Annotated in this window: 23 protein-coding genes; 12 read left to right on the top strand and 11 right to left on the bottom strand. The window is 74.8% G+C overall.

Going from position 1 to position 25,078, the window contains the following annotated elements:
* Positions 1–34 precede the first annotated feature (34 nt).
* From BLT52_RS09100 to BLT52_RS21210, 4 genes are all read right to left on the bottom strand, one after another.
* On the bottom strand, positions 35–568 hold the full coding sequence (locus tag BLT52_RS09100) for a mycothiol transferase (protein WP_090592577.1): 534 nt from the start codon (positions 566–568) through the stop codon (positions 35–37).
* The gene (locus BLT52_RS09095) at positions 565–1,662 is read right to left on the bottom strand and encodes a DNA polymerase domain-containing protein (RefSeq protein ID WP_090592575.1); all 1,098 of its coding nucleotides are present in this window, start codon (positions 1,660–1,662) and stop codon (positions 565–567) included. The genes BLT52_RS09100 and BLT52_RS09095 overlap by 4 nt, the downstream gene beginning before the upstream one ends.
* A 301-nt stretch (positions 1,663–1,963) precedes the next feature.
* The gene (locus BLT52_RS21215) at positions 1,964–4,171 is read right to left on the bottom strand and encodes a hypothetical protein (RefSeq protein ID WP_197679264.1); all 2,208 of its coding nucleotides are present in this window, start codon (positions 4,169–4,171) and stop codon (positions 1,964–1,966) included.
* Between the two features lie 114 nt (positions 4,172–4,285).
* Entirely contained in the window at positions 4,286–5,884 is a 1,599-nt protein-coding gene (locus tag BLT52_RS21210; protein ID WP_197679263.1) for a hypothetical protein, read from the bottom strand.
* A gap of 181 nt (positions 5,885–6,065) precedes the next feature.
* Here BLT52_RS21210 and BLT52_RS09080 point away from each other — a divergent pair, with 181 nt between their 5' ends.
* Together BLT52_RS09080 and BLT52_RS09075 are read left to right on the top strand one after the other, a co-directional pair.
* Positions 6,066–6,761, top strand: a complete 696-nt coding sequence (locus BLT52_RS09080; protein WP_090596530.1) for an SDR family oxidoreductase — start codon at positions 6,066–6,068, stop codon at positions 6,759–6,761.
* A complete protein-coding gene (locus BLT52_RS09075; protein WP_090592573.1) occupies positions 6,761–7,174 on the top strand; it encodes a VOC family protein in 414 nt (137 codons plus the stop codon). Before BLT52_RS09080 ends, BLT52_RS09075 begins: the two co-directional genes overlap by 1 nt.
* On the opposite strand, the gene BLT52_RS09070 is transcribed toward BLT52_RS09075, so the two are convergent.
* Positions 7,171–8,712 (bottom strand): acyl-CoA carboxylase subunit beta, encoded by a 1,542-nt coding sequence (locus BLT52_RS09070; RefSeq protein ID WP_090592572.1) that lies wholly within the window; start codon positions 8,710–8,712, stop codon positions 7,171–7,173. The two genes, BLT52_RS09075 and BLT52_RS09070, sit on opposite strands and share 4 nt — an antisense overlap.
* A gap of 16 nt (positions 8,713–8,728) precedes the next feature.
* Positions 8,729–9,898 carry an acyl-CoA dehydrogenase family protein gene (locus BLT52_RS09065; RefSeq protein WP_090592569.1) on the bottom strand — a complete coding sequence of 390 codons (1,170 nt, stop codon included), beginning with the start codon at positions 9,896–9,898 and terminating at the stop codon, positions 8,729–8,731.
* A 291-nt stretch (positions 9,899–10,189) separates the two neighbouring features.
* Between BLT52_RS09065 and BLT52_RS09060 the strand changes: the two genes are divergently transcribed.
* Positions 10,190–10,921 carry a LamB/YcsF family protein gene (locus BLT52_RS09060; RefSeq protein ID WP_197679262.1) on the top strand — a complete coding sequence of 244 codons (732 nt, stop codon included), beginning with the start codon at positions 10,190–10,192 and terminating at the stop codon, positions 10,919–10,921.
* Positions 10,922–10,966: 45 nt separating this feature from the next.
* On the opposite strand, the gene BLT52_RS09055 is transcribed toward BLT52_RS09060, so the two are convergent.
* Positions 10,967–13,531: a glycosyl hydrolase gene (locus tag BLT52_RS09055; RefSeq protein WP_157677039.1), complete on the bottom strand. Its 2,565-nt coding sequence runs from the start codon at positions 13,529–13,531 to the stop codon at positions 10,967–10,969.
* Positions 13,532–13,649: 118 nt separating this feature from the next.
* Between BLT52_RS09055 and BLT52_RS09050 the strand changes: the two genes are divergently transcribed.
* The 5 genes from BLT52_RS09050 to BLT52_RS09030 all read left to right on the top strand — a co-directional run bounded on the left by BLT52_RS09050 (position 13,650) and on the right by BLT52_RS09030 (position 17,649).
* The gene (locus BLT52_RS09050) at positions 13,650–13,967 is read left to right on the top strand and encodes an ArsR/SmtB family transcription factor (protein ID WP_090592564.1); all 318 of its coding nucleotides are present in this window, start codon (positions 13,650–13,652) and stop codon (positions 13,965–13,967) included.
* Positions 13,964–14,449 (top strand): SRPBCC domain-containing protein, encoded by a 486-nt coding sequence (locus tag BLT52_RS09045; protein WP_090592561.1) that lies wholly within the window; start codon positions 13,964–13,966, stop codon positions 14,447–14,449. Before BLT52_RS09050 ends, BLT52_RS09045 begins: the two co-directional genes overlap by 4 nt.
* The gene (locus tag BLT52_RS09040) at positions 14,449–14,853 is read left to right on the top strand and encodes a VOC family protein (protein ID WP_090592560.1); all 405 of its coding nucleotides are present in this window, start codon (positions 14,449–14,451) and stop codon (positions 14,851–14,853) included. Before BLT52_RS09045 ends, BLT52_RS09040 begins: the two co-directional genes overlap by 1 nt.
* A 95-nt stretch (positions 14,854–14,948) precedes the next feature.
* A complete protein-coding gene (locus tag BLT52_RS09035) occupies positions 14,949–16,733 on the top strand; it encodes an acetyl/propionyl/methylcrotonyl-CoA carboxylase subunit alpha (RefSeq protein ID WP_231946575.1) in 1,785 nt (594 codons plus the stop codon).
* 100 nt (positions 16,734–16,833) lie between these two features.
* The gene (locus tag BLT52_RS09030) at positions 16,834–17,649 is read left to right on the top strand and encodes a hypothetical protein (RefSeq protein ID WP_090592557.1); all 816 of its coding nucleotides are present in this window, start codon (positions 16,834–16,836) and stop codon (positions 17,647–17,649) included.
* A gap of 49 nt (positions 17,650–17,698) precedes the next feature.
* On the opposite strand, the gene fdhD is transcribed toward BLT52_RS09030, so the two are convergent.
* Entirely contained in the window at positions 17,699–18,529 is an 831-nt protein-coding gene (gene fdhD, locus BLT52_RS09025; RefSeq protein ID WP_231946574.1) for a formate dehydrogenase accessory sulfurtransferase FdhD, read from the bottom strand.
* Positions 18,530–18,806: 277 nt separating this feature from the next.
* Here fdhD and BLT52_RS09020 point away from each other — a divergent pair, with 277 nt between their 5' ends.
* Positions 18,807–19,763, top strand: a complete 957-nt coding sequence (locus BLT52_RS09020; protein ID WP_090592553.1) for a peptidoglycan-binding domain-containing protein — start codon at positions 18,807–18,809, stop codon at positions 19,761–19,763.
* 1 nt (position 19,764) lies between these two features.
* On the opposite strand, the gene BLT52_RS09015 is transcribed toward BLT52_RS09020, so the two are convergent.
* Positions 19,765–21,189, bottom strand: a complete 1,425-nt coding sequence (locus BLT52_RS09015; RefSeq protein WP_090592551.1) for an NAD(P)H-quinone dehydrogenase — start codon at positions 21,187–21,189, stop codon at positions 19,765–19,767.
* A gap of 32 nt (positions 21,190–21,221) precedes the next feature.
* Between BLT52_RS09015 and BLT52_RS09010 the strand changes: the two genes are divergently transcribed.
* The gene (locus tag BLT52_RS09010; protein ID WP_090592549.1) at positions 21,222–21,722 is read left to right on the top strand and encodes a hypothetical protein; all 501 of its coding nucleotides are present in this window, start codon (positions 21,222–21,224) and stop codon (positions 21,720–21,722) included.
* 16 nt (positions 21,723–21,738) lie between these two features.
* Here the strand turns inward: BLT52_RS09010 and BLT52_RS09005 are convergent, their stop codons facing one another.
* A complete protein-coding gene (locus tag BLT52_RS09005; protein WP_090592547.1) occupies positions 21,739–22,041 on the bottom strand; it encodes a transcriptional regulator in 303 nt (100 codons plus the stop codon).
* Positions 22,034–22,492 carry a hypothetical protein gene (locus tag BLT52_RS09000; protein WP_157677038.1) on the bottom strand — a complete coding sequence of 153 codons (459 nt, stop codon included), beginning with the start codon at positions 22,490–22,492 and terminating at the stop codon, positions 22,034–22,036. Before BLT52_RS09000 ends, BLT52_RS09005 begins: the two co-directional genes overlap by 8 nt.
* Positions 22,493–22,583: 91 nt before the next feature.
* Here BLT52_RS09000 and BLT52_RS08995 point away from each other — a divergent pair, with 91 nt between their 5' ends.
* Both BLT52_RS08995 and BLT52_RS08990 read left to right on the top strand, forming a co-directional pair.
* Positions 22,584–23,384, top strand: coding sequence for a purine-nucleoside phosphorylase (locus BLT52_RS08995; RefSeq protein ID WP_090592543.1), 801 nt, complete (start codon positions 22,584–22,586; stop codon positions 23,382–23,384).
* Positions 23,381–25,057 carry a phospho-sugar mutase gene (locus tag BLT52_RS08990; RefSeq protein ID WP_090592541.1) on the top strand — a complete coding sequence of 559 codons (1,677 nt, stop codon included), beginning with the start codon at positions 23,381–23,383 and terminating at the stop codon, positions 25,055–25,057. Before BLT52_RS08995 ends, BLT52_RS08990 begins: the two co-directional genes overlap by 4 nt.
* Positions 25,058–25,078: the final 21 nt, after the last annotated feature.

The raw sequence follows: 25,078 nt of genomic DNA, 5'->3' as shown, positions 1-25,078 counted from the left end.
GGCGGACGCACGCCGAGCCGGCGACGCGGCGCGGTCAGGTTCCTTCCGCGAGCTCGACCGCGATGTCGAGGTGCCCGGCGTGGCGGGCGTACTCGTGCAGCACGTGGAAGGCGATGGCACGCAGGGTGGGGGCGTCCTGCTCGTCGGCGAACCGGCCGCCGGTGCGGGCGCGCTGCTCCAGCGGCGTGCTGCTCAGCACGACCTCGGTGGCAGCGGCCACCTCGTCCAGCCGCGCCACCAGCCCGGCGGCGTCCACGTCGTCGGGGACGTGCCAGCGCGCACCCCCGACCGCGTCCGGGTCGTCGACGTCGAGGTCGCCCCAGGGCCGCCCGACCGGCTCCGCGCCGAATCCCCAGAGGAACCAGCGGCGCTCCATGTGGAGCAGGTGGGAGAGCAGCTCCAGCGGCGACCAGCCCGAGGGCAGCCGGCTCCGCCGCTGGACCACCGGGTCCAGCGACAGCACGGCGGTGGTGACCTGGGAGCGGAGGAAGGCGAGGTAGCCGACCAGCGTCGCCGCCTCGTCCGCGCCGCCCGGGCGGAGCTCGATCGGGTCCGGCGGGGCGCTCATCGCTCCCGCCGCCGCTCGGCCCCGGACCCGTCGGCCTCCCAGTTGGCGGCCACCTTCTTCGACGGCTGCACCCGGGGCGGCTCGCCCGGCATCTTGGGGTGGTCCGGGGGGTAGGGCATCTCGCCCAGCCCAGACTCCTCGTAGAGGGCGAGCAGCGGCTCGATCGAGCCGGCGGTGTCGTCGATGCCCGCCCACGGGTCGCCACCGGAGGCCATTCTCTCGGGGACGGTGAAGAGGGTGTGGTCGCGCGGGTCCGTCGTCCCGGCCAGCTCCTCCCAGGTCATCGGGGTGGAGACCGGGGCGCCGGGGAGCGGGCGCAGCGAGTAGGCGGAGGCGATGGTGCGGTCGCGGCAGTTCTGGTTGAAGTCGACGAAGATGCGCGCCCCCCGCTCCTCCTTCCACCAGGCGGTGGTCACGCCCGGGTCGCGCTTCTCCAGCTCGCGGCCGAAGCCGATCGCCGCGTGCCGGACGTCGGTGAACTCCCAGCGCGGGGTGATCCGCACGTAGACGTGCACGCCCCGGTTGCCGGAGGTCTTCACGAAGCCGGTCAGACCTACCTCCTCCAGCAGCTCCCGGGCCACCCCGGCCACCCGGACGGCGTCGGTGAAGCCGGTACCGGGCTGGGGGTCCAGGTCGATCCGCAGCTCGTCGGGGTGGTCGACGTCGTCGCGGCGGACCGGCCACGGGTGGAAGGTGACCGTGCCCATCTGGGCGCACCAGACCGGGACCGCGATCTCGGTCGGACAGATCTCCTCGGCGGTGCGCCCGGAGGGGAAGGTGATCTCGGCCGACTCCAGGTAGTCCGGCGCGCCCCTGGGCACGCGCTTCTGGTAGAACGCCTCCGCCTTCTCCCCCGGTCGCCCAGTGGCCAGGGTGATCCCGGGCAGGACACCGGAGGGCCAGCGCTCCAGGGCGGTCGGACGGTGCCGGAGGGCGCGCATCAGGCCGTCGTCGACGGCGGCGAAGTACTCCGCCACCATCAGCTTGGTCACCTCGGGGGTCCGCTCGGTGGCCGGGTAGATGACCCGGTCCGGGCTGGTGACCCGCACGGTGCGGCCGCCGGCCTCGACCTCGGCCGCGGTGGTCTTCGCCATGCCGTCAGGGTAGTGCCGGCGGGCCGCCAGGAGGAGGACCCTGCGACGACCGACCCCGCACGCGCAGGAACGGCCGGGGAACCGGGCGGCACCTCGGGGGTGGTGCGCGTGCGGCTCCCCGGCACGTCTCTGGCCACCGACTGTCGGGGGCGGCCGAGGGGTGCCGGGGAGCGGGCTGCACTCGGGGGGATGCGACCCGCTCCCCGACACGTCGGGGGGACCGGCCACCGGGGTGGCCGGGTGGAGCCGGGGAGCCGTGCTCACGCATCGGGGGTTGCGCGGGACGGCTCCCCGGCTGGTCTCAGCTCGAGCGGACCCTGCGCCGCAGCGCCGTGCCGCCGAGCGTGGTGGCCATCAGCCCCAGCAGGAGCAGCAGGGCCAGGCCGTCCGAGGAGCCCGTGCTGGCCAGCCGCTCGTCGCCACCGCTGGGTGCGGCGGGCGAGCCCGAGGTGACCGTGCTGGCCGCCGGGGCCTCCGGTGAGGAGACGAGCTGGACCGGGATCACCACCGGCACGGGGCCGGAGGCACCCGGACCGGCCACGCCGGAGGGGCCGGGGCCGGCGACACCGGTGGGCGCGCCCCCGTCACCGCCGTCGACCGGACGGGTCGGGTCGGTGCCCGGCTGGCTCGGGTCCGTGCCGGGGTCGGTCGGGTCCGTGCCCGGGTCGGTCGGGTCCGTGCCCGGGTCGGTCGGGTCGGTGCCCGGGTCGGTCGGGTCGGTGCCCGGGTCCGTCGGGTCGGTCGGGTCGGTGCCCGGGTCCGTCGGGTCGGTCGGGTCGGTGCCCGGGTCGGTCGGGTCGGTGGGCTCACCGCAGCCGATGGCCGGACCGAGGACACCGGCCGAGACGCAGACGTCCACGCCGGGTCCACCGAGGTCGACGTCGACCTCGGTCACGACGTCGACCACCGGGTCGCCGCCGCCGTTCCCGCTCCCGGGTCCACCGCACCCGGTGGCCGGTCCCAGCAGGCCGGCGGAGACGCAGGCGTCCACACCCGGCTCACCGAGATCCACCTCGACGTCGGCGTCGACGTCGACGACGGGGTCACCGCCGCCGGTCCCGGCACCAGGACCACCACAGTCCGTGGCCCCACCCAGCACCCCGGCGGAGACGCACGCGTCCACACCCGGCTCACCGAGGTCGACGTCCAGGTCGGTGTCGAGGTCGACCACCGGCTGGCCGCCGGAGCTGCCGTCGCCGGGGGGGCCGCCGCACTCGGCGGCGCCCAGCACGGCCGCGTCCACGCACAGCACCAGACCGTCCTCGTCCAGGACCACGTCGACGTCACCGTCGACCACGGGGTCGCCTCCGGTGGCCCCACCACCGGCGCCGCCCCCACCGCACGAGACGGAGGTCAGCAGCCCGGCGTCCAGGCAGACGTCGATCGCGCCCTGGTCACCGTCGACCACCACGTCGGTGCCCACGTCGACCACCGGGTCGCCACCCGACGTGCCGTCACCAGGGGCGCCGTCCGCGGGGACGTCACCACCACAGGCAGCGGTGCCCAGCACCGCTGCGTCCACGCACAGGTCCAGACCGTCCTCGTCCAGCACCACGTCGACGTCACCGTCCACGAGCGGGTCACCCCCGGTCGTGCCACCGTCGGTGGACCCACCGCCGACCACGACGTCGGCGTCCACCTCGGTCACCGGCTGACTCCCGGACGTGCCGTCACCGGGGGTGCCGTCCGCGGGGACGTCACCACCGCAGGCGGCGGTGCCCAGCACGGCTGCGTCCAGGCACAGGTCCAGACCGTCCTCGTCCAGCCCGGCCTCGAGGTCGGCGTCCACCACCGGCTGGTCGCCGTCGGCGGGGACCACCTCGGCGTCGACGTCCACGTCGGTCTCCGGGGAGCCGCCGTCACTCGGGGCGCCCGGCGCCGCGTCGTCGCAGCTCGCCGAACCCAGCACGGCGGCGTCCACGCAGACGTCCAGGCCGTCCTCGTCGAGGACCACCTCCACGTCGACGTCGGCCTCGACGTCACGGTGGGGGGCGGGCTCCTCGGCGGGAGCCTCCTCGGTGCTGCCGTCGGCCACCTCCCCGTCGGCCTCCACCTCGGCGACCGGCTGGGTGTCCTCCTCACGGTCGACGACCTCGCCGTCGGCCTCGACCTCGGCCACCGGCTCGCGCTGCGCGGGCTCGGCCACCTCGGCCTCGACCCGGACCACCGGCTCGACCTCGACCTCGACCTGCACCACCGGTGCGGGCTCGGGGGCTGGCTCGGGAGCCGGCGCGGGCTCGGGTGCCGCCTCGACCTCCACCTGCACCTCGACGACCGGCTCGGACTGCTGGGTGCTCACCTCGGCGTCGGCGCGGACCTCCGCCTCGGTCACCTCGACGTCGACCTCGACGTCGGCGAGCGACCCTCCGCGGGCCCCGCCGTCACCGGAGGACGAACCTCCCAGGTCGACTGACACGACCGCGCTGTCACCGGGGTCGTCGGAGGTGTCGGCCCAGGCCGTCCCCCACCCCAGGGTGAGCAGACCCAGCCCGCAGGCCGCTCCACCCACGACTCTCATTCTCCATGTGGACATGACTCATTGCTCCTTGTTGTTCCGGGGGAGTCCGAGGCGCGCAGGAATTGCGGAAATGCCTCGGAAATGGACTGAGGTGGAGCAGAGACCTCAGTCGGGGGAATGCGTGGGGAGGTCGGCCCGGACGCGGGAGACACCCGCCGGGCCGTGCGGTGAACCGGCGCCGGCGACGGCGCGGGTGAGGTCGGAGTCCTGCAGCCCGGCGACGGGCTGGTCGGCACCAGCTGCGGACCCGGCGCTCTGGGCACCGCTCGCCGCGGCCGGCTCGCCGGGAGCCGGCTGGGGCGCGGGAGCCTCGGAGGTCGCCGTGGTGGAGCCGGACGCCACCGGCACGCCCAGCGCGTCGGCACCCGCGGGGGAGCCGGTGAGAGCCGCGGGGGCACCAGCGGGACCGGCGGCGGAGAACCCTTGGAGGGGTCCTGACGCGCGGGCGGTCACGACGGCACCAGGGACGGAGCTTCTGGACGTCGTGCCGGCGTCGTCCGGCGCCACGGCACCGGGACGGGGGTCCGACAGAGGGCGCGCCGCAGCAGGGGCGGCAACCAGCTCCTCGCCGTCGGGGCGCGGGTCACCCGGTGGGACGCCGGGGCGCGACGGCGCCGACGGGCCCTGGGCGGGTAGCGCGTCGGGAGCGGGAGGCAGCGGGGCCAGCGGCGGCTGCGGGGAGAGCGGGGCCAGCGGAGGGAGCGGGAGCAGCGGGGAGAGCGGAGGCAGCAGCACGGGCGAGCCGCCGACGACGCCGTCGACCAGCTCGCCGCCGTCGGTCACCACCTCGCTCACCACGCCGTCGACCCGGTCCACCACTGTGTCTACCTCGTCCGTGACCGGTCGCACGACGCTCAGCGCACCGTCGACGGTCGTGTCGACGGTTCCGAGCACGGGGGTCAGGACGTCACGGTCCAGCTCGTCCCCGAGCCCGTCGGCACGGGCGGGGAGACCGTCCAGCACCGGCGGCAGCACGTCGTCGGAGACGGTGGTCAGGAGGGTGTCGGTGGTGTCCTCGACCTTGTCCAGCAGCCCGCCCACCAGTCCGGTGGTCGGGGTGGGTCGGTCGACGTCGCTGCGGGGCTGGTCGTCGGTGGCGTCGTCCGCCGGAGCCCGGTCGGTCGGCGCGGGAGCGGGCTGGCTCTTCGTCGGTGCGGGCTCGCTCTCCGCGGGGGCGGACTCCGCGGGGACCGGCTTCGCCGGGGCCGGCTTGGCGGGTGCGGGCTTCGCCGGTGCGGGCTTGGCAGGTGCGGGCTTCGCCGGTGCGGGCTTGGCAGGTGCGGGCTTCGCCGGTGCGGGCTTGGCAGAAGCCGGCTTCGCGGGTGCCGGCTTCGCGGGTGCCGGCTTCGCGGGTGCCGGCTTCGCGGGCGCGGGCTTCGCCGGTGCGGGCTTGGCGGGAGCGGGCTTCACCGGAGCGGGAGCGGGCTTGGCCGGAGCCGGCTGGGTGGTCTTCTGCACCGTGGACACCGTCTCCCGGACCGTGTCGGTGACGGTGCTCGTGGTGGCCTCCGCGGTCTTCCCGACCGCCCCGAGGACGCCCCCGACGGTGCCCGACCCGTCCTTCTCCTCGGCCCGGGCGCTGGTGGCGCCGGTCGTCCAGAGCAGCAGGACCGCGAGCAGGCCCACGGTCAGCAGGACCGCGTGCACGAGCACCGGGGAAGGGATGGACCTCTCCCCCGTGGGCGTGCACACGTGGCCCGGCATGTGCCGACGATAAGTCCGCCACGCGAATTCCGGAAGGGGCCGGACGAACAATTCCGCACCAGACGTCCCGACGACTTCGTGGCCGTGCCGGAAATGTCGCCGAGACGCGGCCGGAACCCATTCACGTGCACGGGAACCAGCCGCCGGTCAGGCCCCGGAACGATGGGCTAGCGTGACCGGGATGGAGGACACAGCGCAGAGCCCGCCGACGCGTCCCAGCGTCCTGATCACCGGGGGGTCCCGCGGGATCGGGCTGGCCGTGGCCGCCGCCCTCGCCGACACCCACCACCTCCTGGTCGGCGGACGTGACCGCGAGCAGCTCCAGACGGTCTGCGACGGGTTCCCCGACGCGGAGCCGTGGCCGGTCGACCTCGCCGACCCCGGGGCGACCGCCGAGGCCGCTGCTGCCATCGACACCCTCGACGTGATGGTGCACAGCGCCGGCGTGGAGGCCGCCGGGACGGTGGAGGAGCTGACCCGGGAGCAGTGGCGCTCGGTGCTGGAGCTGAACGTCGTCGCCGTGGCCGACCTGACCCGGCTGCTGCTGCCCGCCCTGCGACGCGCCTCCGGCCAGGTCGTCATGATCAACTCCGGCTCCGGCTACTTCAGCACCGCCGGCGGCGGGCTGTACGCGGCGTCCAAGTTCGCCCTCCGCGCCCTGACCGACGCGCTCCGCGAGGAGGAGCGGGGGCGCGTCCGGGTCGTCTCCATCCACCCCGGGCGGGTGGACACCGACATGCAGCGCCGGATCCAGGGCGAGGAGGGCTACCAGCCCAGCGACCACATGAGGCCGGCCTCGGTCGCCCAGGCGGTGGCCATGGCGGTGCGGACCCCACCGGACGCGGTCGTCGAGTCGCTCTCGATCCGGCCGAGCTGATGACCACCGGGGACCCCGAGGGCGCCGGCGGACGCGCCCTGCACCACCTCGACCTCTGGGTGCAGGACCTCGGCCGCGCCGAGGCCGAGTGGGGCTGGCTGCTGGGGCTGCTGGACTGGGAGCACGACGGCAACGTCCTCACCCACCCCGACGGCACCTACCTGCACCTGGAGCACTCCCCGGACCAGGGCGACGTCCCCCACGACCGGCTCCGACCCGGCGTCAACCACCTCGCGGTGCTGACCGAGGACCGTCACCTGCTGGACCGGATCCGCTCGGAGTCCAGCGCGCACGGCTGGCACGAGCTCTACGCCGACCACTACCCCCACGCCGGCGGCGAACAGCACTGCGCCCTCTACCTGGAGAACAGCGAGGGCTTCGAGGTGGAGGTGGTCTGCGAGGCCACCCGCTAGACCGGCGGCACCCCGTGCCGGCGCTCGGTGAAGGAGCGGCTCTTGGTCGACGCCGCGGCGAAGCGAGCCACCAGCTCCCGGCGCAGCTCGCCGGGCTCGACCACGGCGTCGATCACCAGGTCGGCGGCCAGCCGCAGGATGTCGATGTCGGCCTCGTAGGCGGTGCGGAGGTCGCCGATCATGGCCGTCCGCTCGACCTCGTCGGTGACCGCGTCGATCTTGTTGGCGTAGACGGCGTTGACCGCCGCCTCCGGACCCATCACGGCGATCCGCGCGGTGGGCAGGGCCAGGCAGGCGTCCGGGCCGAACCCCGGCCCGCACATCGCGTACAGACCCGCGCCGTAGGCCTTGCGCACGATCACCGAGATCTTGGGCACCGTCGCCTCGGCCACCGCGGTGACCATCTTGGCGCCGTGGCGGATGATGCCCTGGCGCTCGACGGCCGAGCCGATCATGAAGCCCGGCACGTCGGCCAGGAAGAGCAGCGGCAGGTTGAAGGCGTCGCACAGCCAGATGAAGCGGGCGGCCTTGTCGGCGGAGTCGACGAACAGCACGCCACCCTTGACCGCCGGCTGGTTGGCCACGACGCCGACCGGGTGACCGTCCAGCAGCGCCAGCCCGATCACCAGCTCGGGGGCGAACAGCGGCTTGACCTCCAGGAAGGAGCCGGCGTCCACCACGCCGTCGACCACGGCCCGGATGTCGTAGCCGCGGGACTCCTCGGCCGGCACCACGTCGTCGGTCAGCTCGGTCGCCGGCTCGCCGCCAGCCTGCACCGGCGGGTCCTCCCGCCAGCAGCGGGGGAAGTAGGAGAACCACTCCCGGGCCTGGGCGAGGGCGTCGGCGTCGTCCACGGCCAGCTGGTCCCCGCACCCGGAGACCTCGGCGTGCATCCGGGCCCCGCCCATCTCGGCCAGACCGACCTTCTCCCCCACCACCATCTCCGCCATCCGCGGCGACCCCAGGTACATCGAGGCGTTGGCCTCGACCATGATCACCACGTCGCAGAAGGAGGGGATGTAGGCGCCGCCGGCGGCGGAGGGGCCGAACAGGCAGCAGATCTGCGGCACCCGTCCGGACAGCGCGACCTGGTTGCGGAAGATCCGGCCCGCGCCGCGGCGTCCGGGGAAGATCTGCAGCTGGTCGGTGATCCGGGCCCCGGCGGAGTCGACCAGCCAGAAGATCGGCAGCTCGTCAGCCAGCGCGATCTCGGTGACCCGGATCATCTTCTCCGCGGTGCGGGCGCCCCAGGAACCGGCCTTGACGCTCGGGTCGTTGGCCACCACCAGCACGGGCCGGCCGTCCACCAGCCCGCGTCCGGTGACCACGCCGTCGGCCGGGTAGCCGGGGGTGAGCGCGTTGGCCAGCCGGCCGTCCTCGACGAAGGTGCCGGGGTCCAGCAGGAGGTCGATCCGCTCGCGGGCGAAGAGCTTGCCCTGCCGGGCCAGCTTGGCCGCGGCGGCCGCACCGGGCCGCTCGGTGGCGGCGCGGGCCGCGCGCACCCGCTCGGCCGCCGACCCCGTGGGCTGCTCGCTCATCCTCGTCCTCCCCTGCTCACCGGCTCAGCAGACCCAGGCCGCGGGCCAGCACCATCCGCTGCACCTCCGAGGTGCCCTCGCCGATCTCCAGCACCTTGGCGTCGCGGTAGAAGCGGGCCACCGGGTACTCCTCCATGAAGCCGTAGCCCCCGAACACCTGGGTGGCCACCCGGGTCGCCGCGACCGCGTGCTCGGTCACCTGCAGCTTGGCGATCGCCGCCGCCCGGGCCACCTCCGCCGCCGGGGCTCCCCGGTCGCGCAGCGCCGCGGCGGAGTAGACCAGCAGGTGCGACGTCCGCGCCATCACGTCCAGGTCGGCCAGCGGGAAGGCGATCCCCTGGCGGTCGCCGATGCGGGCGCCGAAGGTGGTGCGCTGCCGGGCGTGCTCGACGGCGAGGTCGCGGCAGGCCCGGACGCAGCCCAGGGCCAGCGCCGCGATGGCGATCCGGCCGTCGTCCAGGATGGAGAGGAACTGGGTCAGCCCCCGGCCGCGCTCGCCGAGCAGGTTCGCCTCCGGGACGCGGACCCCGTCGAGCACCAGGGGGTGGGTGTCGCTGGCGTGCCACCCGAGCTTGTCGTAGCCGGGCTCCACCAGCAGCCCGGGGGTGCCGGTGGGCACCAGCAGGGTGGAGATCTCGGCCCGGCCGTCCTCGCGGGTCCCGGTACGGGCGGTCACGGTGACCAGCCGGGAGAGCTCGTGGCCGGAGTTGGTGATGAACTGCTTGGTCCCGTCGACCACCCACGTCCCGTCCACCAGCTCCGCGCGGGTGCGGGTGGCGCCGGCGTCGGAGCCGGCCCCGGCCTCGGTCAGGCCGAAGGCGGCCAGGGCGCGTCCGGCCATCAGGTCCGGCAGCCACCGCTCCTGCTGCTCGCGGGTGCCGAAGCGGGCGATCGGGGCGATGCCCAGCCCGACCGCGGCCTCCACGGTGATGCCCAGCGACTGGTCCTGGCGACCGATCTCCTCGATGGCGATGCAGAGCGCGGTGAGGTCGCCCAGGCCCCCGAACTCCTCCGGGCCGCCGAGGGCGAACACCCCCAGGTCGCCGAGGGCGGTGACCACCTCGGCGGGGATGTGGTGGTCGGCGTCCCAGCGGGCCGCGTGCGGGGCCACCTCGTGGAGCGCGAAGTCGGCGACCGCACGGCGCAGGTCGCGGTGGTCCTCGCTGGTGTCGTCCGGCTCGTGCACCGGTCTCTCCGATCGTCGTCGATCGCGTCCGGTCGGGTGGGCCGGGCGGGTCGCCCCGGCGACTGACCGGCAGGGATGGCGCCGGGCCGGACGGGACGTCGACCACGCTAGCCCCAGGGCCTGAGGAGCTGGTCGACGCCCGGCCCCGCGGGTCGCCCCCGGCCCGCCGGGGGCAGCGTGTGGACCACCTGGACAGGACGGTCCGTGGGCCGACGACCGTGTCCCCCCGACGTGACATGCTTCAGCGGACGGCCGGGTCACCGACCCGGAGGACGTGCGTGGGGATGGGGGTTGGGTCTCGTGCGGGTCGATCTGAACGCGGACGTGGGTGAGTCCTTCGGCCGCTGGAGCCTCGGTGACGACGACGCCCTGATGCCGCTGCTCACCAGCGCGAACGTGGCCTGCGGGTTCCACGCCGGCGACCCCCTCACCATGCGCCGGGCCTGCCGCAGCGCCGTCGCCCACGGGGTCAGCGTCGGCGCGCACGTCGGCTACCGCGACCTGGCCGGCTTCGGACGCCGCTTCGTCGACGCCGGCGTCGAGGAGCTGGCCGCCGACGTCGTCTACCAGATCGGCGCGCTGGACGGCATCGCCCTCAGCGAGGGCACCCAGGTGCGCTACGTGAAGCCCCACGGCGCGCTGTACCACGCCACCATCGAGCACCGCGAGCAGGCCAGCGCCGTCGTCTCGGCCATCGTCGACTACGACCCGGGGCTCGCCGTGGTGGGCTGGCCGGGGTCGCAGCTGCTGACGCTGGCACGACACCGTGGGCTGCGGACCGTGGAGGAGTGGTTCGTCGACCGCGGCTACGACGCGAGCGGACGGCTCGTCCCCCGCGGTGCGCCGGGGGCCCTGGTGACCGACCCCGAGGTGGCCGCCGCCAACGCCGTGCGCGCGGTGGAGCGGGGAGCGGGGGCGTCGCTGTGCGTGCACTCCGACAGCCCGGGCGCCGCGGCCACCCTGCGGGCCGTCCGCGACGCCCTCACCGACGCCGGGACCGAGATCGTCCCCTTCGCCGCCTGAGCGACCCGCCGCCGGCCGTCCCGGAGGCGTACCAGCAGGACCGGGTCAGCCGCTGGTGACGACGAGCTCCGGCACCGCCAGCAGCCCCGAGGACAGACCCACCTCGGCGAGGTCGAGGTCCTGCATGACGAAGCGACGGCCGTCGCGGGCGGTGGCCCCGGCCACCAGCTCGGTGGTCGCCGCGTCGGCGGCCAGCGCACCGGCGGCGGTACCGGCCACCACCAGCCGCAGCTCGTGCGCCCCCGGGCCCAGCAGCCCGGTGAGGTCGAGACGGTAGGGCGGGGACCACAGCACCCCGGCCCGGACGTCGTCGACCCACACCTCGGCCACCTCGCCGACCGGCGTGGCGACCTCGGCCCGGAAGCTGTGGCCGGAGGCCTGCGGGGCGTCGGGGTCGACGGCCAGCGGGGTGCAGGGACCCAGGTCGAGCCAGAGCCGGTCACCGCCGGCGGCCTCGTCGGGGCCGACGCGCACCGAGGTGGTGTAGGTGGCGCGACCGGCGAACGCCCGGCGCGCGGGGTCGTCCTGCCAGCGGTGCGGGAGCGCGACCGGGGACTCCGGGCCGTCCTCGAAGCGGACCCGCCAGCCGTCGCCGACCGGGCGCCGCCGCACCTCCGGCCCGCCGCCGTCCAGCGGCGGGTCGACGGGGTCGGCCGACGTCACCACGACGGTGGCCTGGTAGGGCGCCAACGACAGCCCGACGGGTCCGCTGCCGGTGCGCCGCACCTCGCCGCTGGAGGCGTCCCACTCCTGCCAGGACGTCTGCTCCCCGCGGCTGCGCAGCACCGCCGTCCGGGGGTGCGGGCCGGTGTTGACCACGAGGTGGACGTGGGCGCCGGGCAGCCGGCGGGCCACCACCGCGAGGTCGTCGACCGGACGGCCGTCCTCGCCGGTCACCCGGGCGGCGGGGGCGGTGACGCGCTCGATCAGGCCGACCAGCTCCTCCGGGGTGCCGGCGAGCAGCGCACCCTCCACCTCGCTCTGCCAGCCGATCACCGTGCCCCCGGCCTCGGTGACGGCGTCGAGCCAGCGTCGCGCCGCCGCGGGCAGCCGGGACGTCCGCGGCAGCACCACCACCGGCGCACTCGCCGGGTCCACCAGCGCGAGGGCGTCGTCGTCGACCAGGTCGTAGTCCAGCCCGTGCTCGCGCAGCGTCCCGGTCAGCTCGCGCCCGACCCAGGCGGCGGTGGATCGCCACAGGTCCAGCGAGCGGTCCTCGGGGCGACCCATCCGGGTGTAGACGTCCTCGGTCGGCAGGTAGACCAGCACGTCGCGCACCGGCTCGCCCTGGCGCATCAGCCAGCACAACCGCTGCAGGTAGGCGTTCAGCGCGGGAGCGGCGGACCACCAGGGGTTGCGGTCGTCGAGGGCGGCGGCGGCGTAGAAGAACCAGCCCAGCCCCGGGGCGTCGGCCGGTGAGTAGGGCCAGCCGTGGGCGACCAGCTGGTTCACCCCCTGCAGGAGGTGCTCGTGCGCCTCGCCCTGGACGTCGAGCGGGGTGGCCCGGAACGACGGCGAGTGCAGCCACGTCCAGGCCTCGGCCGAGACCACGGTGCGTCCCAGCAGGTGGGCCGCCGAGGCCGCCCAGCGGGTGGTGGTCAGGTCCCGCCAGCCCCACCCCTCCCCCTCGCACACGTCGGCGGAGCGGTAGCTGCTCAGGGTGGCCGGCGGCACCCCGTAGCTCTGGATCCGGAAGTCGACGCCGTGCTCCCGGGCCCAGCGGCCCAGCGGCGCCACGAAGTGCTCCTCGTACAGCTCGGACAGGGTGCGCAAGTGGTCCGCGCGCAGCTCCTCGCACCCCGGACCGTCCAGCACCAGCTGGTGCAGCCGCGGCCGGGAGTCGTAGCCGCGACGGCGCTCGAACTCGGTCAGCAGGTCCGGGGTCCAGTCCGCCCCGTACACCTCGAGGCTGTCGCAGAAGACCGCACCGACCAGCCCGGCCGGGACCGCGCCCAGCAGCCGCTCCCCCACCTCCTCGAGGTGGACGGCCGCCGCCCGCGCGGAGTAGTGGTCCAGCACCGGGCCCTCGGCCCCGGCGGCCGCACGCTTCACCTGCTGGCCGGTCAGCCGCGACCACGCCACCAGCACCACCCGCGGCTGACCCCCCGCGGGGAGCTCGAACCGGCCGTCCCGCACCGCCAGCTCACGGACGTCGGAGGGTCGCTCCAGCACCGAGCCGTCCCCGACGAAGGCCGCGACCAGCTCGTCACCGGGCCAGGACGCCCGCAGCTCCAGCTCCGCGGCGGACCCACCCACCTCGTGCCGCTCCCAGTGCAGCCGCCGGGCGGCCAGGTCGGGGCCGACGTGCGGTCCGCCGAAGGACCAGCCGCTGCCCAGGGTGAGGTCGAACCGCAGCCCCAGCCGGTGCGCCTCCTCGGCGGCGTGGCGGAGGTGACCCAGCGCCTCCTCGGAGAGGAAGTCGCAACTGGCCGGGGCCAGCGGGTAGACGTGGGCCACCTCGACCCCGCCGATCCCCGCGGCGACCATGGCCTCCAGCTGGCGGGTCAGCTCGCGGCGCTCGACGGTGGGCCCGAACCACCACCAGCGCACCATCGGCCGGCAGTCGGCGGCGGGGTGACGGAATCCTCCACGGAGCTCTCGCAGGTCCACGTGACCAACCTAGGGCTGGCGCTCCCGCGCCTTCTCGCCCGGGTACCCGTCCCCTCCCCGGCGAGCCATGGACTTACGTACCCTGGTGGTTATGTAACTGATCGGGTACCTTCATGGCATGGACGCCGTGCTGCAGGCCCTGGCCGACCCGAGCCGACGCACCGTGCTGGAGCTCCTGCGGCGCGGTCCGGCGACGGCGGGCGACCTCGCCGACGCCCTGCCGATCGCCCGGCCCGGGGTGTCGCGGCACCTGCGGGTGCTGCGGGAGGCCGGGCTGGTCGAGGTGCGGCGGGAGGCGCAGCGCAGGATCTACAGCCTGCAGCCGGAGGCCCTGGTCGAGGTGGACGAGTGGCTCGGGGCCTACCGCGTCCTGTGGCAGAACCGGCTCGGCGCCCTGCACACCGAGATCGCGCGAGGGAAGAAGGCACGGAGATGAGGATCATCGGGACGCTGCGGGCGGTCGACGACACCCGCGGGGCGGTGCGGGTGGAGGACGTGTACGACACCGACGTCGAGGACCTGTGGTCGGCGGTGACCACCCCGGAGCGGCTGGCGCGCTGGATCGCCGAGGTGTCCGGCGAGCTGCGTCCGGGGAGCACGGTCCAGGCCGTGTTCACCAGCGGCTGGGCGGGTCCGGCCCGGATCGAGGTCTGCGACGCCCCGCACCACCTGCTCCTCACCGCCGCGCCCGGGACCGGGGAGGAGACCCAGATGGAGGCGTGGCTGACCGCGGAGGGAGCGCGGACCCGGCTGGTGGTCGAGGAGCGCGGCCTGCCCCTGGCCGCCCTCCCCTCCCACGGAGCCGGCTGGCAGGCCCACCTGGAGGACCTCGGACGCTCGCTGGCCGGCGCCGCCTTCGCCTGGCACGAGCGCTGGACCGAGCTGACGCCGGTCTACCAGGACGGGCCGGTCGGCTGATGTCGGACCTGATCAGGCTGAGCGGGACCACCGTGGACGCGCCGGACGCCCTCGCCCTGGCCCGGTTCTACGCCGAGCTGACCGGCGGCGTGGCGCACGGGACGTCGGGGTGGGCGGTGGTCACCGGCCGGAACGGGTCCATCGCCTTCCAGCAGGTCGGGTCCTACACACCACCCCGGTGGCCGGGGAGCGTCGTGCCGATGCAGATGCACCTGGACTTCCTCGTCGACGACCTCGACGCGGCCGGGGAACGGGCGCTCGCCGCCGGGGCCACGCGGCTGGGGTTCCAGCCGAACTCCGACCACTGCATCGTGTACGCCGACCCGGCCGGCCACCCGTTCTGCCTGTCCACCTGGGACGTCGCGGACCTCGTCGACCTCGCCCAGGACGGCCCTGCGGGCTGACGGCCCCCGTGCGGGTGTGATCCGAGCCGAGGGGGCGCCCTCGGTCTAGACTGCCCGGTGGCCCGGGCCCAGCCAGGTGCGGGTCCCGTCGAGGTGTGAGGGAGTCCACAGTGCCGATCAGCAAGGTGCTCGTCGCCAACCGCGGTGAGATCGCCGTCCGCATCATCCGCGCGGTCGCCGACGCCGGCCTGGTCAGCGTGGCCGTCTACGCCGACGCCGACCGCGACGCCCTCTTCACCCGGCTGGCCGACGAGGCCCACGCCCTCGGTGGCGCCACCCCCGCCGAGACCTACCTCGACGTCGCCAAGCTGCTGGCCGTGGCCGAGCGGACCGGCGCCGACGCCGTCCACCCCGGCTACGGCTTCCTGGCCGAGAACGCCGGCTTCGCCCAGGCCGTGATCGACGCCGGCCTGACCTGGATCGGTCCCCCGCCCAGCGCCATCGACGCCCTCGGCGACAAGGTCAGGGCCCGCCACATCGCCGAGAAGGTGGGCGCCCCGCTGGTGCCCGGCACCGCCGACCCGGTGGCCGACGCCGCGGAGGTGCTGGCGTTCGTCGACACCCACGGGCTGCCGATCGCCATCAAGGCGGCCTTCGGCGGCGGCGGGCGCGGCCTCAAGGTGGCCCGCAAGCGCAGCGAGGTCGCCGAGATGTTCGAGTCCGCCACCCGGGAGGCGGTCACCGCCTTCGGTCGTGGCGAGTGCTTCGTCGAGCGCTACCTGGACCAGCCGCGGCACGTGGAGACCCAGTGCCTGGCCGACAGCCACGGTGGCGTCGTCGTGGTCTCCACCCGCGACTGCTCCCTGCAGCGCCGCCACCAGAAGCTGGTCGAGGAGGCGCCCGCACCCTTCCTCACCGAGGAGCAGGTGGAGACCCTCTACCGCTCGTCCAAGGCGATCCTCCGCGAGGCGGGCTACGTCGGGGCGGGCACCTGCGAGTTCCTGGTGGGCACCGACGGCACCATCTCCTTCCTCGAGGTCAACACCCGGCTCCAGGTCGAGCACCCGGTCTCGGAGGAGGTGACCGGTCTGGACCTCGTCCGCGAGCAGCTCCGGCTCGCCGACGGGGAGCCGCTCGGCTACGACGACCCGCCCGCCCGCGGCCACTCGATCGAGTTCCGGATCAACGCCGAGGACGCCGGCCGCGGGTTCGTGCCCGCCCCCGGCACGCTCACCGAGTGGCTGCCGCCGACGGGTCCCGGCGTCCGCGTCGACGAGGGGTACCTGACCGGGATGACCGTGCCGGGCAGCTTCGACTCGCTGGTGGCCAAGGTGGTCGTCACCGGTGCCGACCGCGACCAGGCGCTGGCGCGCTCGCGACGCGCCCTGGCCGAGATGCGGGTCGAGGGCATGCCGACGGTGCTCCCCTTCCACCGCGCCGTCCTGGACGACCCCGCCTTCACCGCCGCCGACGGCACCTTCGGCGTCCACACCCGCTGGATCGAGACCGCCTTCACCGGGACCGTCGAGCCCTGGTCCGGTACCCCGGGCGAGACCCCCGAGACCGAGGAACCCACCACGGTGGTGCTCGAGGTCAACGGCAAGCGGGTCGAGGTCAAGGTGCCCGCCGGGTTCGCCGCGGCGGCCCCCGCGGCCAGGGCCTCGCGTCCGGCCCGGCGTCGGGCCGGGTCCTCCTCCGGCGCCCAGGCCGCGCCGACCGAGGCGCTGACCGCGCCGATGCAGGGCACCATCGTCAAGCTGGCCGTGGCCGAGGGCGACGTGGTGGCCGAGGGCGACACCGTGGTGGTGCTCGAGGCCATGAAGATGGAGCAGCCGCTGCTGGCCCACCGACCGGGTGTCGTGCACGGGCTGACCGCCTCGGTCGGGGCCACCGTGGGCAACGGCGAGGTCATCTGCGAGATCCGCGACACCGACGGCTGAACTCCCAGGAGGTCCGGGCGCCAGCCCCTGGGCCCAAGAAAGGCATAAGAAACCCCACCCCTGGTCGGATGCGCTTGGCGGACAGGGGACTATGGAACCCATGGAATACGTCGTGCTGCTGCTCGTCATGGGCGTGCTGGTCGGTGGAGGACTCTTCGCCGCCCGCCACTCGACCCGCCAGAAGGAGCGCGCGGCCCAGGCCGAGCTGGAGAGCCAGGTCTCGGCCTCCAAGCGGGTGGCCGACGAGGACGTGACCAAGTTCGGCGAGGAGCTCCAGCGGCTGGACGCCGACGTCGCCGGGCACGCGCTCGACGAGCCGATGCAGCAGGACTACTCCCGGGCGCTGGACGCCTACGACGACGCCAAGCAGTCCCTGGACGCGGTGACCCGGCCCGAGGAGATCCGCCACGTCACCGAGATCCTGGAGGACGGCCGCTACGCGATCACCTGCGTCAAGGCCCGCCTCGCGGGTCAGCCGCTGCCGAAGAAGCGTCCGCCGTGCTTCTTCAACCCCGCCCACGGCCCCTCGTCGCAGAACGTGTCCTGGTCCCCCGCCGGTGGGACCGAGCGCGACGTCCCCGCCTGCCCCGCCGACGCGGAGCGCGTGCTGGCCGGGGCCGACCCCTACATCCGCACCGTGCAGCGCGGCGCCCAGCGCGTCCCGTACTGGGAGGGTGGCCCCGCCTACTCCCCCTGGGCCCAGGGCTACTACAGCTCCTGGCGCGGCAGCGACATGCTCTCCGGCGTGCTGATCGGCTCGCTCCTCTTCGGTGGCGGGGGCAACATCTTCGGCGGCATCGGTGCCGGGATGGCCGGGATGGGTGAGGGCATGGGCGACATGTTCGAGGGCGTCGGCGAGGGCTTCGGCGACATCGGCGAGGGCATCGGCGACATGTTCGGCAACCTCTTCGACTGAGACGGCACCGAGGATCTCGGCCGCGCCCGGTGAGGACGGCCGGGAGGGCTCAGGCGTGCACGCGGTGGTCGTGGGTGTAGACGTTGCACCCGCGGCCGCGGTTGAACCCGATCAACGTCAGGCCCGCCTCGTCGGCGGTCTCCACGGCCAGCGACGACGGCGCCGAGACGGCCGAGACCACCGGGATCCCGGCCAGGTGCGCCTTCTGCACCAGCTCGAAGGAGATCCGCCCCGACAGCTGCAGGGCCGTTCCGCGCAGCGGCAGCAGGCCCTCCCGAAGGGCCCAGCCGATGATCTTGTCCACCGCGTTGTGGCGGCCGACGTCCTCGCGGACGCACAACGGGTCGCCGCCCTCGTCGTCCAGCCGGAACAGCGCGGCGGCGTGCACCCCCCCGGTCCGTTCGAACATCTCCTGCCGCGCGCGCAGCCGGTCCGGCCAGCCCAGCACCTCTGCCAGCGCGACCTCGGCCGGGTCGGTCGCCACGTCGAAGCGGGACAGCTTGGTCACCGCCTCCATCGAGGCGGTGCCGCAGGCGCCGCACGAGCTGGAGGTGTAGACCGCCCGCTCGGTGCTGGCCGGGCGCACCACGCCGGGCGCCAGCCGGGCGTCCAGGTGGTTGAAGCTGCGGCTGCCGTCGGGGTCGACACCCCCGCGGTAGCTCATGGTGGCCACCTCGGCGGCGTCGACGATGACGCCCTCGGCGTGCAGCAGGCCCAGCACCAGGTCGAAGTCGTGGCCGGGGGTCCGCATGGTCACCACCCACGGCTCACCGGACAGCGCGATCTCCATCGGCTGCTCACCGGCCAGGGTGTCCGGGCCGGAGCGGTCGGTGCCGTCCAGGGAGAGCCGGCGGACCCGACGTCGTGTGGTCGCTCGCACCCTGCTCCTCCGCTCGACGGCTGCTACCCGCCCATGGTGCCACCCGTCGCACCCTCCGGCGCCCGCGGACCCTGCACCGCGACGCGTCAACGGAGCGCGCCGGGCAGCCGGGAAGCGTGACCAGATCGTGATGTCCAGGACTTGTCCGGGGACCCGTCCCCCGCTGAGACTGAGCCCGCACCAGGAGGGGGACCCGGGCCGGTGCCCGGGTGGTCGGCGACGCGTCCCGCGTGCGCCGGCCCTGGGCACCAACCCACCCACCCTCGAGGTCATCCCTGTGTCCTGCTCGCTGCGCGGACGTCTGCTGCGCGTCCTGGTCGTCCTCTCCGTCCTGCTGCTGGGCACCCAGCTGCCCGCCACCCCCGCCTCCGCCGCGGGCCGGGTCCCGGCGACGCCGTCCGGGCTGCCGTCCGGCATCGAGACGCTGGCGCCGTACGTCCCCAACAACTCCTGCTCCCCAGGCACCCGGCCCGGCACCGACAAGCTGGCCGCCCTGCTGCGCAGCACCTACGGCCGCTCGGTCGGCACCAGCCGCGCCTGCAACGGGTCGGTCACCGAGCACTCCGACGGCCGCGCGGTCGACCTGATGCTCTCGGCACGCAACAGCACCCAGAAGGCCGACGCCACGGCGTTGAACAGCTGGTTGTTGGCCACCGACCGGTCCGGGCAGAAGTTCGCGAACGCCCGTCGCCTCGGCGTCATGTACATCATCTGGGACGGCCGGATCTGGAGCAGCTACCGCACCGGCGACGGCTGGCGGGAGTACAACGGCTGCGCCAGCCGGACCACGTCGGGCTACGACACCACCTGCCACCGCGACCACGTGCACATCTCGCTGTCCTGGGCCGGCGCGCTGGGCAGCACCTCCTTCTGGACCAGGACGGTCGCCGCGCAGCGCTACGGCGCCTGCCCCGCCAGCGGCAACAACTGGGCCGCGTACTCGACCAACGCGCGCAGCACCCCCTGCCCGACCCACACCCGGCTGACCGCCCCCTCCACGGCCTCGGCGGCCTACAAGGCGCTGGTGCCGTGGGCCGGCTACTACATGAAGACCGGCTCCACCACCGGCACCCCGGTCCGCGCGTGGCAGCAGGCCCTCAAGGTGTCCCAGACCGGGAGCTGGGACTCGGCCACCGTGGCGGCCACGAAGCGGCTGCAGAGCCGCCACGGGCTCCCGCAGAGCGGGACGGCCAACACCGCCACCTGGCGGGCGGTGCTGTCCGAGCACCGCTGAGTCAGTCCCCGGCGGCCCTGGTGACGTCGATGTGGCGGTGCAGCTTGCGGGCCGCCTCGGCGAGCGAGCCCGACAGCGAGGGGTAGACGGTGAAGTCGCCGGCGAACTCGTCCACCGTGATCCGCTCGGCCACGGCCAGCGAGAGCGGGTGGATGAGCTCGCTGGCCGAGGGGGCCACCACCACGCCGCCGACGATGATGCCGGTGCGCGGCAGGGAGAAGATCTTGACGAAGCCGTCCTCGATGCCCTGCATCTTGGCCCGGGCGTTCGTCCGCAGCGGCAGGTTCACCGCGGTGGCCCGGACGCGGCCCTCGGTGACGTCGGCCTGGCTCACGCCCACGGTGGCGATCTCCGGTGCGGTGAAGACGTTGGAGGCGACCCGGTTGAGGTCCAGCGGGGCCACGGCGTCACCGAGGGTGTGCCACATGGCGATCCGGCCCTGCATGGCGGCGACCGAGGCCAGCGGCAGCACTCCGGTGCAGTCGCCCGCGGCGTAGACCCCACGGGCGGACGTCCGCGAGACCCGGTCCACGGTGATGTGCCCGGACTCGGTCACGGCGATGCCGGCCTCCTCCAGCCCCATGTCGGAGGTGTTGGGGATCGAGCCGACCGCCATCAGGCAGTGCGACCCGGTGATCGTGCGGCCGTCGGTGAGACCCACCTCGACACCGTCACCGACCCGGCGGGCGGAGGCGGCGCGGGAGCGTCCGACGATGCCGACACCGCGTCGCTCCATCACCTCCTGCAGCACACGGGCGGCGTCGGGGTCCTCGCCGGGGAGCACCTGGTCCCGGGAGCTGACCAGCACCACGTCCGATCCCAGGGCGTCGTAGGCGCTGGCGAACTCGGCGCCGGTGACCCCGGAGCCGACGACGATCAGCCGCTCGGGGAGCTCGGTCAGCGTGTAGAGCTGCTGCCAGGTGAGGATGCGCTCGCCGTCGGGCTGGGCGTCGGGGAGCATCCGGGGACGGGTGCCGGTGGCCACCAGGACGGCGTCGGCCTCGAAGGTCCGCTCGCCGTCGGCGGTCTCGGCCACCACCCTGTTCGGGCCGTCCATCCGGCCGCGGCCCTCGACCAGCTCGACGCCCTCGCGGCGCAGCCGGTCGGTGATGTCGCGCGACTGCTGGCTGGCCAGCCCGAGCACCCGCTGGTTCACCGCAGCCAGGTCGACGGTGACGATCTCCTCGATGGTGCTGGGGTCGCCGTCGGCCCGGCCGACCACCAGTCCGAGCTTCTCCGAGCCCTGGATGGTGGTCATCACCTCGGCGGTGGCGATCAGCGTCTTGGAGGGCACGCAGTCGGTCAGCACGGCCGCGCCGCCCACCCCGGTCGCCTCGATCAGGGTCACCTCGCCACCGAGCGCCCTGCCCACCAGGGCCGCCTCGTAGCCGCCGGGTCCGCCTCCGATGATCACCACGCGAGTCACCTGGGCAGTCTCTCACGCCTACACTGCCGGCCATGTCCGAGCACCCGTCCTCCCCGTGGACCGACCCCGACGCGCCCGACGGGGGCCTGCGGTCCCCGCGCCGTCGGCTGGACCCGCTGACGCTGGTGGTGGCCGCGCTGGCCTGCGTGCTGGCCCTGGTCGGGTGCGTGATGATCGTGCGCGGGCTGCCGATGCGGACCCCGACCGAGCGCTGGCTGCTCGACCTGTCCTCCCTGCCGCTGTCGCTGGCGGTGGTGCTGGTGGTGGTGCGGGTCGCGGTCGAGCGGGGCCTGCTGCGGCACCGACCCGCCGGTGCCCCGCTCCCCCGGCTGCTGCTGGCCGGAGCGGTGCTGGTGGGGCTGGGTCTGCTCGGCTGGGTGCTGGTCCTGGCCGGCGTCGGGGCCGGCGTGCTGACCCCGGCCGCGGTGCAGGTGCTGGTCTGGCTGGGCGTCGGCGCGTGGGTGCTGTGGATCGTCCGCGACGGCCAGCGCCGCGACCGGGTGACCGCCTGGCGCCTGCTCGACGACGACTGACGTCAGGACCAGCGGGTCACTGGTCGGCGGTCTCCTGCTCCAGGATCTGGCGCAGGGACTCCCGGTGCCGGAGGTAGGCCGTCCGCCCGCGCGGGGTGAGGGAGAGCAGCAGCCGCGCGCGCCCCTGCCGCACCAGGGGCTCCTCGGCGACGTAGCCGGCCTCGGCCAGCTGGGTGACGTGCTTGCTCAGCGCCGACTTCGACAGCCCCGTGCGCTGCAGCACCTCACCGAACTCGATCCCGTCGGCCTGGGAGAGCATCGCGCAGATCCGCAACCGGTGCGGCGCGTGGATGAGGGCGTCGAAGCGGGCCTCAGGCACGCGGGTACCTCCGCCAGTAGGCCAGCCCGGGGAGGAGAACCAGGACGGCCAGGGCCACGCCCGCGACCACCCAGACCCACCGGCCCACGACGTCCTGCAGCAGGAGCGCGGCGACCGCCAGGGCCAGGGCGACCAGTCCTCCCGGCAGCACCGCCACCCACCGGATGTGCAGTCGGCGGTACCCGGGGCGGTGGAAGGTCATCCGTCCGACCAGCGCCGCCACCGTGACCGCGAGGGCGACGACGGCCACCGCGACCACGACGCGGAGCGGACCCACCGGGTCCTCGACGGCGTTGAGCACGCAGATCACCAGCAGCAGACCGGCGAGCAGCGGGTAGTACCACCCGGGCACCGGCGGGTTGAGGGTGGCCTCCTCCTCGGCGGCCGCCAGCTCGAGGGACCTGCGGGCTTCCTCCGGGGTCGGCTGCGACCCCGCTGCTGTTGTTTCCATGTCCGCAACAGTACTCCGGTGTTTCCATAGTGGCAACAGGTAGTCGGACGACCGTGGACGGCCCGCCGGGGACTGGTGAGAGGATGCGCGCGTGAGTGACAACCCGAAGGCGCTCGCCGCCACCGCTGCCCGCACCCTGCTCGACGCTGCCGGGGTCCCCGCCCTCGACCTGGCCCTGGTGCTGGGGTCGGGCTGGTCCTCGGCGGCCGACCGGCTCGGGGAGCCGCTGCACACCGTCGACCTGGCCGACCTGCCCGGTTTCGAGGCCCCCACCGTGGCCGGCCACGGCGGCCAGCTGCGGGTGGTGCGGACGGCGAACGACAAGGTGGGGGCGGTGTTCACCGGTCGGCACCACTTCTACGAGCGCCGCGACGTGGACGCCGTCGTGCACGGGGTGCGGACGGCCGCCGCCGCCGGCGCCGGCACGGTGGTGCTGACCAACGGCTGCGGTGGGCTGAACCCGGCCTGGCCGCCCGGGACCCCGGTGCTGATCCGCGACCACATCAACCTCACCGGCGCCACGCCCCTGCGCGGCGCGACCTTCATCGACATGACCGAGGCCTACGCCGCCCGGCTGCGCGAGCTGGCCCGCAGGGTCGACCCGAGCCTGGACGAGGGCGTCTACGTGCAGTTCGGCGGACCCCAGTACGAGACGCCGGCCGAGGTGCGGATGGCCCGGGTGCTCGGCGGGGACCTGGTCGGGATGTCGACCACGCTGGAGACCCTCGCCGCCCGGGAGGCCGGGATGGAGGTGCTCGGCATCTCGCTGGTCACCAACGCCGCGGCCGGCACCACCGACGCGACCCTGGACCACCAGGAGGTGATCGCGGCCGGCCGCGACGCCGGCCCGCGGCTGGCCGAGCTGCTGCGCGGTCTGGTGGCCGTGCTGTGAGCACCCTGCCCGCCGCCCTCTCCGCGGACGTCGACGCCTGGCGCGGGGAGGACCCGGACCCGGCCACGGTGGCCGCCCTGGACGTCCTGGTCGCACGGGCCGGGGAGGGCGACGTGGCTGCGGTCGCCGAGCTGGCCTCGGCCTTCGCGGGGCCGCTGGAGTTCGGCACCGCCGGCCTGCGCGGGCCGCTGGGTCCGGGTCCGGCCCGGATGAACCGGGTGGTGGTGACCCGCGCCGCCGCCGGGCTGGCCGCCTGGCTGCACGAGGTGGGGCGCTCGGGCGGCACCGTGCTGGTGGGCCACGACGCCCGCTACAACTCCGACGTCTTCGCCCGCGACACCTGCGAGGTGCTGGCCGCGGCCGGCTTCGACGCCGTGCTGGTGGACCGGCCCACCCCGACCCCGGTGATCGCCTTCGGGCTGCGCCACCTCGGCTGCGTCGCCGGCGTGGTGGTCACCGCCTCCCACAACCCGCCGCAGGACAACGGCTACAAGGTCTACCTGGGTGACGGCTCGCAGATCGTCCCGCCGGTGGACGCCGAGATGGCGGCCCAGATCGCGCGGGTGTCGGCCTCCCCGCTGGCCGACGTCGCCCGGTCGACGGCCTACCGGACGGCTGACGAGAGCCTGCTCGCCGCCTACGTCGCCCGCGCCGCCTCGCTGGTCGCCGCCGACGCCCCGCGCGAGCTGCACTGGGTCTACACGCCGTTGCACGGGGTGGGCGCCTCGGTGGTGGACGCGGTGGTCGGGGCGATCGGCATCACCCCCGGCCAGCCGGTGGCCCAGCAGGTCGAGCCCGACCCCGGCTTCCCCACCGTCGCCTTCCCCAACCCCGAGGAGCCCGGCGCCATCGACCTCGCGCTGGCCCTGGCCGCCCAGCAGGGTGCGGAGCTGGTGGTGGCCAACGACCCCGACGCCGACCGGTGCGCGGTGGCGCTGCCCGACGCCGGGGGCGAGGGACCCGGCGGCTGGCGGATGCTGCGCGGCGACGAGCTCGGCGCGCTGCTCGCCGAGGACGCCCTGCGCCGGAGGACGTCCGGCGTCTACGCCCGCTCGGTGGTCTCCAGCACCCTGCTCGACACCCTGGCGGCCGCGGCGGGGCAGCCCTCGACCACCACGCTGACCGGTTTCAAGTGGATCGGGCGGGTGCCGGGGCTGGCCTTCGGCTACGAGGAGGCGCTGGGCTACTGCTGCGACCCCGACGCGGTGGCCGACAAGGACGGCATCACCGCGCTGGTGCGGGTGCTGGCCCTGGCCGCCACGCTGCGCGCCGAGGGCTCGAGCCTCGGCGTCCGGCTGGACGAGATCATGCTCCGCCACGGCCTGCACGCCACCGACCAGCTGTCGGTCCGGGTGGAGGACCTGTCCCTGATCGCCCGGGCGATGACCACCCTGCGCGGCGCGCCCCCGCGGCGGCTGCTGGACGAGGACGTCACGGTCGTCGACCTGGCGCTCGGCAGCGAGGCCCTGCCCGCCACCGACGGGGTGCTGCTCAGCACCCACAGCGTCCAGGTCGTGGTGCGGCCCTCGGGCACGGAGCCCAAGCTGAAGTGCTACCTGGAGCTGCGGCTCTCCCCCGCCGAGTCCGCGGACCTGCCCGCCGCCCGGGCCCGGGCCGCCGGTCTGCTGGCGCGGCTGCGGGAGGAGATGTCGGTCGCGCTCGGGCTGCGCTGAGCCCTCCCGCCCGCAGGACGC

Source organism: Auraticoccus monumenti (assembly GCF_900101785.1).
Lineage (GTDB): Bacteria > Actinomycetota > Actinomycetes > Propionibacteriales > Propionibacteriaceae > Auraticoccus > Auraticoccus monumenti.
Note: the sequence above shows the minus strand (reverse complement) of the source record. Positions and strands in the feature narration are given on the sequence as shown.